The sequence below is a fragment of the Actinomadura opuntiae genome, from assembly GCF_030283205.1.
Taxonomy (GTDB): Bacteria; Actinomycetota; Actinomycetes; order Streptosporangiales; family Streptosporangiaceae; genus Spirillospora.
Window position 1 is genome coordinate 280,841 of sequence record NZ_JASNWF010000006.1, and the last position, 12,791, is coordinate 293,631.

A 12,791-nucleotide genomic window follows, 5' to 3' on the forward strand; every position below is an offset into this window, starting at 1 on the left:
CGCCTGATCGCCGTCCGCCGTGCCGCCAGGGGAACCCGTTCCGCGTGAGCGAGGAATCATCCATGACAGTTCCCCGGCACAGGAGGCCAGAGTGCACAGCACGACGATCCGGCAGGGACGGACGTGACCCTGATCGGCGGACGCGAGCGGCGGCCCGCCACCGCGCTCGCGGCCCCTGACGCCGCCGCGCCCGGGGCCTCTGACGGCCCGGGCGCGAGCCCAGGTGCGGGCCTGGGCGCGGGCCAGGGTGCGGAGATCAGGGACGCCGTCCTCATCGCGCGGTCGCTGGCGCGGCCCGAGGAGTTCGCGCCGCTGTTCCACCGGCACGCCCCCCGCATCCACCGCTACATCGCGCAGCGGCTCGGGCCGGACGCCGCCGAGGACGTGATGGCCGAGACGTTCCTGGTGGCGTTCCGGAGCCGGCACCGCTACGACCCGGGCCGCCCCGACGCCCGGCCGTGGCTGTACGGCATCGCGACCAACCTCATCGCCCGGCACCGGGCGGCCGAGGTCCGCAACTACCGGCTGCTGGAGCGCACCGCGCCCGGTGCCGCCGCCCCGTCCGGCGACGACCTGGGCGAGCGGGTCGCCGACCGGGTGACCGCGCAGAGCCTGCACGGGCCGCTGGCGGGCGCGCTCGCGGCGCTGCCCGCGCGCGTCCGGAACGTCCTGCTGCTGGTCGCGTGGGCCGACCTCAGCTACGAGGAGGTCGCCGAGGCCCTGGACGTGCCGGTCGGCACGGTGCGGTCCCGGCTGCACCGCGCCCGCCGCCGGCTGCGCGACGCGCTCGGCGGCTCCGACCCCACCCTGATCGCGCAGGAGGACACCCCGTGAACGAGCTGGACCTGCTGCGCGCCGCGCAGCCCGACGTGCCCGCGCCGAGCCGGGAGGCGCTCGACGCCACGCTCACCTGGATCCTCGCCGACGTGCCCGACCCCACACCGGCCCGTCCACCGCGGACCCGCCGCGTCGCGCTGCCGAGGCCGGGCCGCCGGACGCTGCTCGCCGGGGGACTCGCCGCTGCCGCCGCGGTCGCAATCGGGGTCGTGCCGGTGCTCGGCGGACACGGTGCCGCGCCCGCCGAGGCCGCCGTCGTGCTGCGCCGGGCCGCCGCCGCGACCCGCGTCGGACTCGACACCGTCGCCCGTCCCGGCCAGTGGATCTACGTGGAGTCGACCGAGCGGGGCGTTCCCGGCCAGGGCGTGATGTGGGCCCCCGGCGAGGACGCCGACACCCCGCGTCCCACCACGTCGTTCCACATCCGGAGCTGGTACCCGGCCACCGGCGGGAAGATCCGCGACTGCGGGCCCGGCGGTGACCGCGGCGGCTGGTGCGCGGTCGTCCCGGCGACGGTCATCCGGCAGGTGAACGGGCGCGAGGAGAAGCTCGCGCTGCTGCCCGACCAGCACGGATGGGACCCCGACGACGAGGAGTTCGTCCGCTCCCTGCCGACCGACCCCGCCCTGCTGCGCGCGCGCGTCTACGCCCAGGCCGACGAGAAGTCGTTCCTGGAGGGCTTCGACCGGGACCAGGCGGCCGTGGAGACGATCGCCGACCTCATGCAGGGCCACCTGCCGCGCAATCTGCGGGCCGCGCTGTACGACGTGCTCGCCCGCGTCCCGGGCGTGCGCCTGGACGGCGACGCCGTCGACGGCGCGGGACGCCGCGGCATCGGCTTCGCCCGCACGGGGCAGGGCGAGAACCTCCAGATCGTCGTGGCGCGCGGCAGCTACCGCTACCTCGGCGACCGGCTCACCGCGGTCCGGAACCTGTCCGGCGGCGTCGGGGCGGGCACCGTCCTGCGGTGGAGCGCCCAGCTGCGCGTCGCCGTGGTGGACGCGCCGAGGCAGCGGCCGTCCTGACGGGCCGGCCGCGTCCGGCCGCGTCCGGGCGGGGAGGGCTAGGCGGGCGGGCCGCCGGCCGGATCCGACGGCGACCCCATCACGATCTCGTCGACGGCGACGTCGTGGCCGGCGGCGCAGCGGACCTGCGCGGTCACGGGCTCGTCGCAGCCGGCGTGCCGGAGCGCGACCTGCCGGCCCTCCTCGCCCGGCAGGTACGTCTCGCCCCACTCCATGAGGCTGACGAGGGTGGGCGCGAGGTCCCGGCCCATCTTGGTCAGGTGGTACTCGTAGCGGGTGCGCTGCCCGGGCTCCTGGTAGGGCTCGCGGACGAGCAGCCCGGCGTTCACCAGGTGGCGCAGGCGGGCGGTGACGGCCGACTCGGTCATCTCGAGGTTCTTCACGAAGTCGCCGAACCGGTTCGTCCCGAAGTACGCCTCGCTGAGCACCAGCACCGCCGACGGCGGGCCGAGCGCGGCGAGCGTCCGCGCGACCGGGCAGTTCTGCATCGACCAGGTGTCGCGGTCGGCGAAATGCCCCTCAAGCGTGATCGTCACGCCGCCCACTATAAACCTGCTGACTTCGCTTGACCAAAGTCAGGCGGCGGGGTTAGCGTCCCTGACTATGGTGAAACAAAGTCAGGTGCGCCCGGGGCTGCTGCTCGCGGTGCTCTCCGTCGCCTCCTTCATGGCGGGCCTCGACCTGTTCATCGTCAACGTCGCCTTCGACGACATCGGCCGCGACTTCGCCGGGACGTCCCTGGCCGACCTGTCCTGGGTGCTGAACGGCTACGCGATCGTGTTCGCGGCGCTGCTCGTCCCGCTCGGCAGGCTCGCCGACCGCTACGGCCGCAAGGGCGGCCTCGTCCTCGGCCTCGCCGTGTTCACCCTCGCCTCCCAGGCCTGCGCCGCGGCTCCGTCGCTGTGGTGGCTGGTCGGCTTCCGCGTCCTGCAGGCCGCGGGCGCGGCGGCGCTCATCCCGACCAGCCTCGGCCTGCTGCTGTCGGTCTTCCCGCCCGGACGCCGCGCCGGGGCGGTGCGGCTGTGGTCCGCCGCGTCCGCGCTCGCCGCCGCCGCCGGGCCGGCCGTCGGCGGGGTGCTGGTCGACTCGTCCTGGCGCTGGGTGTTCGAGGTGAACGTGCCGATCGGCCTGCTCGCGATCGCCCTGGCGCTGCGGTTCGTGCCCGACAGCCGGGACGGCGCGGCGGCGCGCGTCCCCGACCTGCCCGGCGCCGCCGTGCTGACCGGCGCGATCGCCCTGCTCGCGCTCGGCCTGGTGAAGATCAACGACTGGCCGGGGCAGCGCACCGCGATCGTGGTGGGCGCGGCGCTGATCGCCCTCGCCTTCTTCTGGGGCCGCTCCCGCCGGCACCCCGCCCCCGTGATCGAGCCGTCGCTGCTGGCCGTCCGCACCTTCGCCTGGTCCAACGCCGCGATCCTGCTGTTCGCCGTCGCGTTCGCCGCGTACCTGCTGCTCGGCGTGCTGTGGATGCAGCAGGTCTGGCACTACTCGCCGGTGCGCACCGGCCTCGGCGTCGCCCCCGGGCCGCTGCTGGTCCCGCTGATGGCGCTGATCGCCGGGAAGATGGCCGCGCGCGGCGTCCCGGTCGGCCTGATCACCGCCGTCGGCTGCATGCTCTGCGCGTTCGGCGCCGCCATGGTCGCGGTCAGCCTCGGCGCGACCCCCGCCTACGCCACCGAGCTGCTGCCCGGCTGGCTCGTCGGCGGCGTCGGCGTCGGCCTCGCGCTGCCCACCATCCTGTCCGCCGCCGCCGCGGACCTGCCCGACCACCGGTTCGCGACGGGCAGCGCCGTCGTCAACATGAGCCGGCAGATCGGCACCGTCCTCGGCGTCAGCCTCGCCGTCGCCGCCCTCGGCGACCCCCACGGCTACGTGGACGCCCACCGCGCCTACGTGCACGCCTGGCTGATGGTCGGCGCGTTCATGGTCATCGCCGCGATCGCCGCCCTCGGCATGACGCCGCGCCGCCACCGGCCCCTCGCCCCCGTCCCCGAAACCGAGAAGGAAGTGGTCGCCGGCACCTGAAGACACCCTGCTTGACACAGCCATCTCGCTGACCCTTGACATCGGCGAGACGAGGGCGCGGACGAAGCCTTGACCCGGACCCCCAACGGCCCGGTTCGTCCCCCGCCCCGACACATGATGGGCATCCCGATCCGGACGGGATGCCCATCGTGCCGTCTCACCCCAGCTCGGCGACGGAGCCCAGGAGGGCCAGCAGGAGCGGGGAAAGGCCGCCGACGTCGCGGCCGAGGTCGGCGGCCATGGCGTCGCAGGACGGGAAGGACGTCACGGCGCCGGCGACGGCGGCCGCCTCCGGCACACCGAACGGCGGGCGCAGGCGGCCCTCGCCGTCCAGGCGCTCGACGGCCGCGGTCACCTGGGCCAGCCGCCAGCGTTCGCGGTCCGCGACGACGTCGCGGACCTCCGGGTCGACCGCGGCGAGGCTCACCAGGCGGCGCAACAGGTCCGGATCGGTCGCCCAGAACCGGCAGATCCCGGTCACGGTCGCGCGGAAGGCGTCCGGCGCGCGCGGGAGACCGAGGGCCTCCCGCAGGCGCGCGACGACCTCGGAGCGGCGTGCGAGGTCGTCGGCGACGGCCTCCAGCAGGCCGAGCTTGGAGCCGAACCGCCGGTAGACCGTCACCCGGGTGACCCCGGCCCCGGCGGCGACCCGTTCCATGCTGAGCCCGTGGTACCCGGTGTCGATCAGGTGGCGCCGGGCGGCGCCCACGATCGCACGGCGGGTGCGCTCGGCCGCGGCGGCTCTCTCCATGGCGAAGATGATACAGCTTGTATATTGAGATACAGGCTGTATCACGAGGAGGGCGTCATGGCGACGGTGGCACTGGTGACCGGGGCGAACAGGGGACTGGGCAGGGAGACCGCACGGCAGCTGGCCCGGCGCGGGATGACCGTCCTGCTCGGCAGCCGGGACGCGGACCGGGGCGCGCGGGCGGCGCGGGACCTCGCGGGCGAGGGCGACGTGCGGCCGCTGCCGGTGGACGTGACCGACCCGTCCGGCGTGGCGGCCGCCGCCGAGCGGATCGGCGCCGAGCACGGCCGCCTCGACGTGCTGGTCAACAACGCCGGGGTCATGGTCGAGGCGCCCGCCGTGGAGACGACCGCCGACGACCTGCGCCGCGCCTACGAGATCAACGTGTTCGGCGTCGTGACCGTGCTGAACGCGCTGCTGCCGCTGCTGCGCCGGTCGCCGGCGGCCCGCGTGGTGAACGTCTCGAGCACCACGGCGTCCCTCACGCTGACCGGCGGCGGCACCGACTTCGGCGGCGACGCGCACCTGCGGCTCGCCTACTCCAGTTCCAAGGCGGCGCTGAACATGCTGACCGTCCAGTACGCGGCGGCCTTCGCCGCCGACCCCGGGCTCGCCCACATCAAGATCAACTCGGCGACGCCCGGGTACGTCGCGACGGACATGAGCGCGTACCGCGGCACCCGCACCGTCGAGGAGGGCTCCCGCGTCGTCGTGGAGCTCGCCACCCTGCCCGCGGACGGCCCGACCGGCGGGTTCTTCCGCGAGCAGGGCGCGGTCCCCTGGTGACGGGTGCGGGCTAGGCGCGCAGGGCCGTGAGGAGGACGAGGACGAGGGTGATGACGGCGAACAGGCCGTGGCCGAGGACGACCGGCAGCGGGAACGCGCTCTCGGCGGGGGCCGTCTCCGCGGCGCCGGGCGCGCCGTGGGCCTCGACGGTGCGGGCGCGCTGCGACGGCAGCCAGCGGGCGAACATGACGAAGCCGAGCAGCGCGACGGGCAGCAGCAGGCCGAACGCCGTCCAGGCCAGCGCGGCGCGGTCGGCGAACAGGTAGACGATCCAGACGACCAGGCCCGTGGCGGCGAGCAGGAAGTGGCCGGCGATCACCGGCACGGGGAGCCGGGACCGGCCGGGGCGGGTGCCGCCGCGCGCGATCCAGGTGCCGAGCATGTAGAAGCCGCCGAGCGCGGTGACGAGCCAGGCGATCAGTGCCGCGATGGTCATGGTGATCCCTCTTGTTCGGTGGAGCGCCCGCCCGCCGGTTCGTCGGCGGGCGGCTCGTGGGCCGGTGCCGCGGACGCGGCGAACCCCTCGGCCTGCACACTCTCGTCGGCGACGCGGACGCCGTAGCGGTAGGCGAGCCGTCCGCCGAGGAACCCCGACACGGCCAGCACCGCGAGCGCGACGGCCGACAGCGCCAGCGGCCCCGCGCCCACCGCGCCCGGACGGTCGTCGCCCATCCGCCAGCCGAACCCCGCCACGTACGCGAGCGTCACGGTGAGGTTCAGGGTCATGTGGACGAGGGCCGTCCGGAAGGCGGGCGTGCCCGGGGCGATCGCGAGCAGGTCGAGGAACCCGGCGGACGCGGCGGCCAGCGCGCCGGCGACACCGATCCCGATGAGCCACAGCGACCCCTTCGCGAGGAACGCGGGGTCGCCGGCGAGGTGCGAGGCGACGTCGAAGACCAGGCTGCACGTCCATGCCCCGATGGGGACCGTCACCAGCAGCGGGTGCAGGGGATGGCCGTACGGTCCGGCGAGCGCGCTCACCGGCCGCTTGGCCTGCCGCAGGGCGTCCATGGCGACCTCCTGTTTCGCCAACAAGTATTGGTCTTTTAGGGAGGGCCGTCAACGGGTGGGCGGGAAGCCGGGCATGTCGTCCTGGTTTCAGACAGTTTTCTCGGCGTAAGGTGGCGATGTGCCCGCCGATCCCACCGCGCTCGAGGCCGTCGCGATCCTCAGCGACGGGCTGCGCCGCGACATGTACGCCTTCATCCGCGCCGCGAAGGCGCCCGTCACCCGCGACGAGGCCGCCGCCAGCGTCGGGATCTCCCGCAAGCTCGCCGCCTTCCACCTCGACAAGCTCGTGGCGGCGGGCCTGCTGCGGGCCGGCTACGCCAAGCCGTCCGGCGTGCGCCGGGTCGGGCGGACGCCGAAGGTGTACGAGCCGTCCGGCATGGACGTGCAGGTCAGCGTGCCGCAGCGGGAGCACGGGCTGCTCGCGGGCATCCTGCTGGACGCCGTCCGCTCGCAGTCGGCGGGCGAGACCGGCGAGCAGGCCGCGCTGCGGGCGGCGGCCGAGCGCGGCCGGGCGCTGGGCGAGGCGGAGAGCCGGCCCGTCCGGGGCGGGCGGCTCGGCACCGAGCGCGCGCTCACCGGCGCGGCGGACGTGCTGGCCCGGCACGGCTTCGAGCCCGAGCGCGAGAGCCCCACCCGGCTGCGGCTGCGCAACTGCCCGTTCCATCCGCTCGCCGCCGACGATCCCGACCTGGTCTGCGGCGTCAACCACGCGTTCCTGTCCGGCATGGTGGACGGCCTCGGCGCGTCGTCCGTCCAGGCGACGCTCGCCCCCCACGAGGGCTACTGCTGCGTCGAGTTCGGCCCGCGCCGCAACCGGCCTATCGCGGAGCGATAGATCTTGCCCGTTCCGGTTACATAACGGGGACACCCCGCGGACGCCCAGCGGAGCCGGGGGTGAACGGAAGAGTGGCTGGAGGGGCGATGAGCCTGCCGTTGCACGAGAGCCGGGTCCTCGCGGTCATCGAGATGGGCCTCTGCAAGCAGGACCAGGAGCTCGCCGCCCGGTTCGCGATGTTCAACCGGCTGGTGGAGGCCGAGACGCCGCCCGGCCGCGAGCGCGTGGAGCCGAGCCGGTGGACGTGCTGGGCGATGACGGCGGCCCTGCTCGTCGCGATGGTCGCGATCGGGGTCCTCGCCACCCTGGTCTCGCGGTAGCCGCTACCCGCCCTGCGGGCCCTCCAGGTGCTTCAGCTCGGCGCTCAGCCGCTCCAGGATCGGCGCGAGGCTCTGCAGTTCCGCCAGGTGCAGCCGCGTCAGCTCGTGCAGCACCCGGTCGGCCGTCGGCGTCAGCGACACCCGGATCACCCGGTTGTCCTCGGGGTCGCGCCCGCGCCGCACCAGGCCCGCCCGCTCCGCCCGGTCGATCAGCTCCACCGTGCTGTGGTGCCGCAGCAGCAGGTACCCGGCCAGCTCGCCGACCGTCGGCGCCCGCCGCGTGCCGTGCCCCTTGATCGCCAGCAGCAGCTGGTGCTGCGCGGGGGTCAGCCCCGCCTCCCGCACGCGGGTCTCGCTCCACCGCAGGTAGCGGCGCAGCCCCGTCCGGAAGGCCAGCAGGGACGCGAAGTCCTCCTGGCTCAGCTCGTCCAACGACCCCCCGTCCACACGCGCAGTGTATGACCTCCCCACCCGCCCACCGGGCGCTCTGTCAGCGCCCCTCCCTACCATCACCGCCATGGCCCCCACCGGATGTCTCGTATGCGACCACAACGCCAGCATGGATTCGCTGCCGCCGCGTGAGGTCGTCGCGTTCGACGAGCATTGGCGGGTGGCGCACGCGTTCGGCACCGCCACCCCCGGCTGGCTCGTGCTCGCACCGCGCCGGCACGTCACGGCCATCGCCGAGCTGACCGACGCCGAGGCCGCCGCGCTGGGGCCCTGGCAGGTGAGGCTGTCGCGGGCGGTGCACGCCGTCACGGGGTGCCGCAAGACCTACCTCGCGCAGTTCGCCGAGACCGAGGGGTTCGCGCACGTCCACTTCCACCTCGTCCCGCGCATGGCGGATCTGCCGACCGACCTGCGGGGGCCGCGGGTGTTCGCGCTGCTCGGGCGCCCGCCGGAGGAGGATCTGAGCGAGACGCGGCGGGACGAGTTGGCGCTGGCCGTCCGCCGGCATCTGTGAGCTGGGGGATCAACCGGTGTGGGCGAGGATGTGGTGGAGTTCGGTTGCGCGGGGGGCGGTGATGGCGCCTTCGCGGGTGCGGGTGGTGATCTTGGCGTGGAGGGCGGTGACGTCGGTGCCGGGGTGCGGGTGGGCGAGCATGCCCTGGATGACGTTGGTGAGGTCGACGCCCACGTCCGCGCGGACGTCCCCGGCCGCGACGCCCTGACCCACCGCGAAGCGGAGCCGGAGAAGGGCCTGGCGGAGCGGCACGAAAGGGGTCGGGTCGGCGGGCGCCTCCGTGCGAGGTGCGTTCGTGCGGGGCGCGTCCGTGTGGGGTTCGGGGTGTGCGGGTTGCTGGGTCGCGGGGGAGGCGGCCTGGAGGGGGAGGAGGCGGCCGCGTGAGCGGTCCGCGCCGGTGAGGGTGTCGCCGAGCCCGAGGACGAGCGTTCCGGCGGCGGCGACCGTCGCCACGACGCCGGCGAAGGCGAGCCAGAGGACCGAGGAGCGGCGCCGGGTCCGCGGCAGGGCGGCGCGCCACTCGCTCCCCGCCGACTCGGCTGCCATGCGTCCTCCCGGTCGAGCCCGGTGGCGGCCGGTGCGGCACCGGCCGATCCATGTCGGGGAGTACGCCGTCCGGCCGGGCGGCGGTTCGATGCGGGCGTCCGGGAGAAGAGAACCGGCCGCGGCCCGCACCACGTCGTTGGGGTGCGGGCCGCGGCCGGCCGGTCTCTAGCCGCGCACGGCGAGCGGCTGCTCCGCGCGCCAGGCGGCGAGGAGGTTGCGCAGTTTCTCGTGGTAGCGGGCGATGTTGGCGGTCTTGACGTCCTCGTAGCCGCGGATCATGTCGGGCAGTTCGGCGATCTCGACGGCGAGGTCGTGGTTGTCCTTGTCGAGGCCGGCGACCAGCTCGTCCACGACCGCGAGGTACTCGGCGACCAGGCGGCGTTCGGCGCGGCGCTGCGCGGTGGCGCCGAACGGGTCGAGCGGGGTGCCGCGCAGGCGGCGCATCGCGCGCAGCGCGTGGAACGCGGGACGGGCCGTCCGGCCGAGCGCGATCTTGCGGTCGACGCCGATGGCGCGCAGCAGCGGCGGGTGCAGCATGTACCGGACGGTCGCGCCCGCCCCGAACTGCTCCTCCACCCGGCGGGCGAGCGCCGGGTCCAGGTGCAGGCGGGCGACCTCGTACTCGTCCTTGTAGGCCATCAGCTTGTGCAGGTGGCGGGCGACCGCGACGGCGAGCCGCTGCCCGGACGCGACGGCGTCGCGTTCGGCGGCGGCGACGCGCAGGACGGTGTCCAGGTACCGCTTGGCGAGTGCGAGGTCCTGGTAGGCGGCGAGGTCGGGGACGCGGATCCGCAGCACGCGGGCCAGCTCGTCGTCCGCGCCGGAGGCGTCCACGAGATTCATCGCGGCGGGCGCGTTCGTGGTGAGGGGCCGCTGGACGGGGGTGGTCGCGGGCGGCTCGGCCCAGCCGGGCTCCAGGACGAGCCGGCGGCCCGCCCGGAACGCCTGCACGTTCGCCTCGACCTGGACGCCGTTGAGCGTGAGCGCCTCCTCGATCGCCCGGGCCGACAGCGGCAGCAGCCCGGACTGGTAGGCGGCGCCGACGACGACGAAGTTCGCGGTGGTCGTGCCGCCGAACCAGCGTTCGGCCAGGTCGAGGGCGTCGAGCGCGACGAGCCGGGCGCCGTCGGTGCGGGCGGCGATCTGCCGGACCAGGGACGCGCTCGGCGGCAGCGCGGCGGTCACGTCGGTGATCATCCGGCCGGTCGGCACCTCGCTGGTCGACACAACCGCGGCGGTGCGGCCGGGGGCACAGCGCCGCAGGTTGGTCTCGGTGGTGGCGGCGAGCGCGTCGAACGCCAGGTAGGCGTCGGCGCCGCCGTCCCCGATCATGCCGGGACGCTCGGCCGGGGCGTCACCGATCCGCAGGTGCGAGACGACCGCGCCGGCCTTCTGGCTGAGCCCGGTCTGGTCGAGCGCGCGGGCGTGCCGGCCGTCCAGCAGCGCGGCGGTCGCGAGGACCTGGTTGACGGTGACGACGCCGGTGCCGCCGATGCCGACGAGCAGGACGTCCGCCGCGACCGGCCGGGACGCGGGCTCCGCCAGGTCGCCGATCTTCGGCAGCGACGGCGCGGCCTTCCTCTTCTCGCCGGGGATCACGGTGAGGAAGGACGGGCAGTCGCCGTCCACGCAGGAGTAGTCCTTGTTGCAGGACGTCTGGTTGATCTGCGTCTTGCGGCCGAACTCGGTCTCGACCGGCTCGACGCTCAGGCAGTTGGACTTGGTGCCGCAGTCGCCGCAGCCCTCGCAGACCGCCTCGTTGATCATCACCCGGGTCTGCGGGTCGGGGACGAGGCCGCGCTTGCGCTTGCGCCGCGTCTCGGCCGCGCACGCCTGGTCGTAGAGCAGCACGGTCACGCCGGGGATCTCGCGCAGTTCCCGCTGGACGGCGTCGAGGTCGTCGCGGTGCCGGATCCGGACGCCCGGCGCCCAGTCCGTGCCGCGCGGGTAGCGGGACGGGTCGTCCGCGACCACGACGATCTTCGCGACGCCCTCGGCGTGCAGCATCCGGGTGATGGACGCGGGGTCGGTGCCGCCGTCGGCGTCCTGCCCGCCGGTCATCGCGACGGCCGCGTTGTAGAGCAGCTTGAAGGTGATGTTCGTGCCGGCGGCGACGGCCTGCCGGATCGCGAGGCTGCCGGAGTGGAAGAACGTCCCGTCGCCGAGGTTCTGGAACATGTGCCCGGTCTCGGTGAACGGCGCCGCGCCGACCCACATCGCGCCCTCGCCGCCCATCTGGGTGGTGCCGATGCTGCGGTCCTGGAAGACGGTCATGACGTGGCAGCCGATGCCGCTCGCCGCCATCGACCCGTCCGGGACGACCGTGGACCGGTTGTGCGGGCAGCCGGAGCAGAAGTACGGGGTGCGGGCGGGCGCGAGCAGGTTGATCGCGGGCTTGCGGGGGCGCAGCGCAGGGTCGCGCAGGTCGACGTGCTCCTCGCCGACGCGGTCCGCGAGCAGGCGGGCGAGCGCCTTGACGATCCGGTCGGCGGTGAGGCCGCCGTCGGCGGGGACGAGCGGCGCGCCGTCCGGGCCGTTCTTGCCGAGCACGGCGGGACGCTCCGGCGCGTCGTACAGCAGGTCACGGATCTGCGTCTCGACGAACGCGCGCTTCTCCTCCACGACGACGATCTCGCGGAGGCCCGTCGCGAACTCGCGGAGCCGCACCGGGTCGAGCGGGTGGATCAGCGCCAGCTTGAGCAGCCGGACGCCGCGCCGTGCGAGCGCCTCGTCGTCCAGGCCGAGGCGGTCGAGGGCCTCGCGCAGCTCGAGGTAGGTGCGGCCGGACGCGACGAGGCCGATGGCCGCCGCTTCGCCGGTCGCGCCTTCGATGACGTCGAGGCCGTTCGCCGACGCGTACGCCGTCGCGGCGCGCAGCCGTCCGTGCAGGACTTCGGCTTCGAGCGAGGTCGTGTCCTTGAGGTCGACGCCCGGGCGCCGGGTCGGCTTCCAGGGGCGGCCGCGCCACTCCAGTTCGGGGACGACCGGGTCCGGGACGGGCGCGACGTCCACGATCTCCAGCGAGTCGGCGACGTCCGTGACGAGCTTGAAACCGGTCCACGCACCGCTGAACCGGGACATCTCGAACCCGTGCCGGCCGAGGCGCAGCACGTCGGTGATCGATCCGGGCGCGAGCACCGGCATGAACGCCTCGGCCAGCGCGCCCTCCGTCGCGGACGGCAGCGTCGAGGACTTGCAGGACGGGTCGTCGCCCACGACGGCGAGGACCCCGCCGCGCTCGGCGGTGCCGAGCCAGTTGGCGTGCTTGAACGCGTCGAGCGACCGGTCGACGCCGGGCGCCTTGCCGTACCAGAGGCCGAAGACGCCCTGGTAGCGCGGGCCGGGGAGGTGCTCGACGAGCTGCGACCCGTACACCGCCGTGGCCGCCAGCTCCTCGTTCACGCCCGGGATGAACCGGATGTCGTGGCCGTCCAGGAGCTTCTTCTCGCGCATCAGCTGCTGGTCGAGCCCGCCGAGCGGGGAGCCCCGGTAGCCGGACACGAACCCGGCGGTCGTCCAGCCGCGCCGGGCGTCCGCCCGCCGCTGGTCGAGCAGCAGCCGGACCAGCGCCTGGACGCCGCCCAGCGCGATCCGGCCCCGCTCCAGCTCCAGGCGGTCGCGGAGCGCGGACGTCGAGGTACTGGTCATGATGCGTGCCCCTCTCCCGGCGGTCGAGCCGTTCAGCCACATT

General features: G+C 74.8%; 14 protein-coding genes. 7 read left to right on the forward strand and 7 right to left on the reverse strand.

Annotated elements, in window-relative coordinates; genetic code table 11:
• The first annotated feature begins 123 nt into the window (after window positions 1-123).
• Together QP089_RS15105 and QP089_RS15110 are read left to right on the forward strand one after the other, a co-directional pair.
• Entirely contained in the window at window positions 124-834 is a 711-nt protein-coding gene (locus QP089_RS15105) for an RNA polymerase sigma factor (RefSeq protein ID WP_353070588.1), read from the forward strand.
• The gene (locus QP089_RS15110) at window positions 831-1,862 is read left to right on the forward strand and encodes a CU044_5270 family protein (protein ID WP_285912213.1); all 1,032 of its coding nucleotides are present in this window, start codon (window positions 831-833) and stop codon (window positions 1,860-1,862) included. The genes QP089_RS15105 and QP089_RS15110 overlap by 4 nt, the downstream gene beginning before the upstream one ends.
• A 38-nt stretch (window positions 1,863-1,900) precedes the next feature.
• Here the strand turns inward: QP089_RS15110 and QP089_RS15115 are convergent, their stop codons facing one another.
• The gene (locus QP089_RS15115) at window positions 1,901-2,398 is read right to left on the reverse strand and encodes a winged helix-turn-helix transcriptional regulator (protein ID WP_285912214.1); all 498 of its coding nucleotides are present in this window, start codon (window positions 2,396-2,398) and stop codon (window positions 1,901-1,903) included.
• A 67-nt stretch (window positions 2,399-2,465) separates the two neighbouring features.
• Here QP089_RS15115 and QP089_RS15120 point away from each other — a divergent pair, with 67 nt between their 5' ends.
• Window positions 2,466-3,887, forward strand: a complete 1,422-nt coding sequence (locus QP089_RS15120; RefSeq protein WP_285912215.1) for an MFS transporter — start codon at window positions 2,466-2,468, stop codon at window positions 3,885-3,887.
• Window positions 3,888-4,044: 157 nt separating this feature from the next.
• Here the strand turns inward: QP089_RS15120 and QP089_RS15125 are convergent, their stop codons facing one another.
• Entirely contained in the window at window positions 4,045-4,638 is a 594-nt protein-coding gene (locus QP089_RS15125; RefSeq protein WP_285912216.1) for a TetR/AcrR family transcriptional regulator, read from the reverse strand.
• A 57-nt stretch (window positions 4,639-4,695) separates the two neighbouring features.
• Between QP089_RS15125 and QP089_RS15130 the strand changes: the two genes are divergently transcribed.
• Window positions 4,696-5,424, forward strand: coding sequence for an SDR family oxidoreductase (locus tag QP089_RS15130; RefSeq protein WP_285912217.1), 729 nt, complete (start codon window positions 4,696-4,698; stop codon window positions 5,422-5,424).
• Between the two features lie 10 nt (window positions 5,425-5,434).
• Here QP089_RS15130 and QP089_RS15135 read toward each other — a convergent pair whose 3' ends face one another.
• Window positions 5,435-5,860, reverse strand: a complete 426-nt coding sequence (locus tag QP089_RS15135; RefSeq protein WP_285912218.1) for a hypothetical protein — start codon at window positions 5,858-5,860, stop codon at window positions 5,435-5,437.
• Window positions 5,857-6,435, reverse strand: a complete 579-nt coding sequence (locus QP089_RS15140) for a DUF2231 domain-containing protein (RefSeq protein WP_285912219.1) — start codon at window positions 6,433-6,435, stop codon at window positions 5,857-5,859. Before QP089_RS15140 ends, QP089_RS15135 begins: the two co-directional genes overlap by 4 nt.
• 118 nt (window positions 6,436-6,553) lie before the next feature.
• Between QP089_RS15140 and QP089_RS15145 the strand changes: the two genes are divergently transcribed.
• Both QP089_RS15145 and QP089_RS15150 read left to right on the forward strand, forming a co-directional pair.
• Window positions 6,554-7,270 carry a helix-turn-helix transcriptional regulator gene (locus QP089_RS15145; protein ID WP_285912220.1) on the forward strand — a complete coding sequence of 239 codons (717 nt, stop codon included), beginning with the start codon at window positions 6,554-6,556 and terminating at the stop codon, window positions 7,268-7,270.
• Window positions 7,271-7,356: 86 nt separating this feature from the next.
• Window positions 7,357-7,590 carry a DUF3040 domain-containing protein gene (locus QP089_RS15150; protein ID WP_285912221.1) on the forward strand — a complete coding sequence of 78 codons (234 nt, stop codon included), beginning with the start codon at window positions 7,357-7,359 and terminating at the stop codon, window positions 7,588-7,590.
• A gap of 3 nt (window positions 7,591-7,593) precedes the next feature.
• Here the strand turns inward: QP089_RS15150 and QP089_RS15155 are convergent, their stop codons facing one another.
• Window positions 7,594-8,037, reverse strand: a complete 444-nt coding sequence (locus tag QP089_RS15155) for a MarR family winged helix-turn-helix transcriptional regulator (protein WP_285912222.1) — start codon at window positions 8,035-8,037, stop codon at window positions 7,594-7,596.
• A 70-nt stretch (window positions 8,038-8,107) separates the two neighbouring features.
• Between QP089_RS15155 and QP089_RS15160 the strand changes: the two genes are divergently transcribed.
• Window positions 8,108-8,554 (forward strand): HIT family protein, encoded by a 447-nt coding sequence (locus QP089_RS15160; RefSeq protein WP_285912223.1) that lies wholly within the window; start codon window positions 8,108-8,110, stop codon window positions 8,552-8,554.
• 9 nt (window positions 8,555-8,563) lie between these two features.
• Here the strand turns inward: QP089_RS15160 and QP089_RS15165 are convergent, their stop codons facing one another.
• Complete coding sequence (locus QP089_RS15165; RefSeq protein ID WP_285912224.1) at window positions 8,564-9,100, reverse strand: hypothetical protein; 537 nt, start codon at window positions 9,098-9,100, stop codon at window positions 8,564-8,566.
• A gap of 165 nt (window positions 9,101-9,265) precedes the next feature.
• Window positions 9,266-12,748 (reverse strand): indolepyruvate ferredoxin oxidoreductase family protein, encoded by a 3,483-nt coding sequence (locus tag QP089_RS15170; RefSeq protein ID WP_285912225.1) that lies wholly within the window; start codon window positions 12,746-12,748, stop codon window positions 9,266-9,268.
• Between the last annotated feature and the right edge of the window lie 43 nt (window positions 12,749-12,791).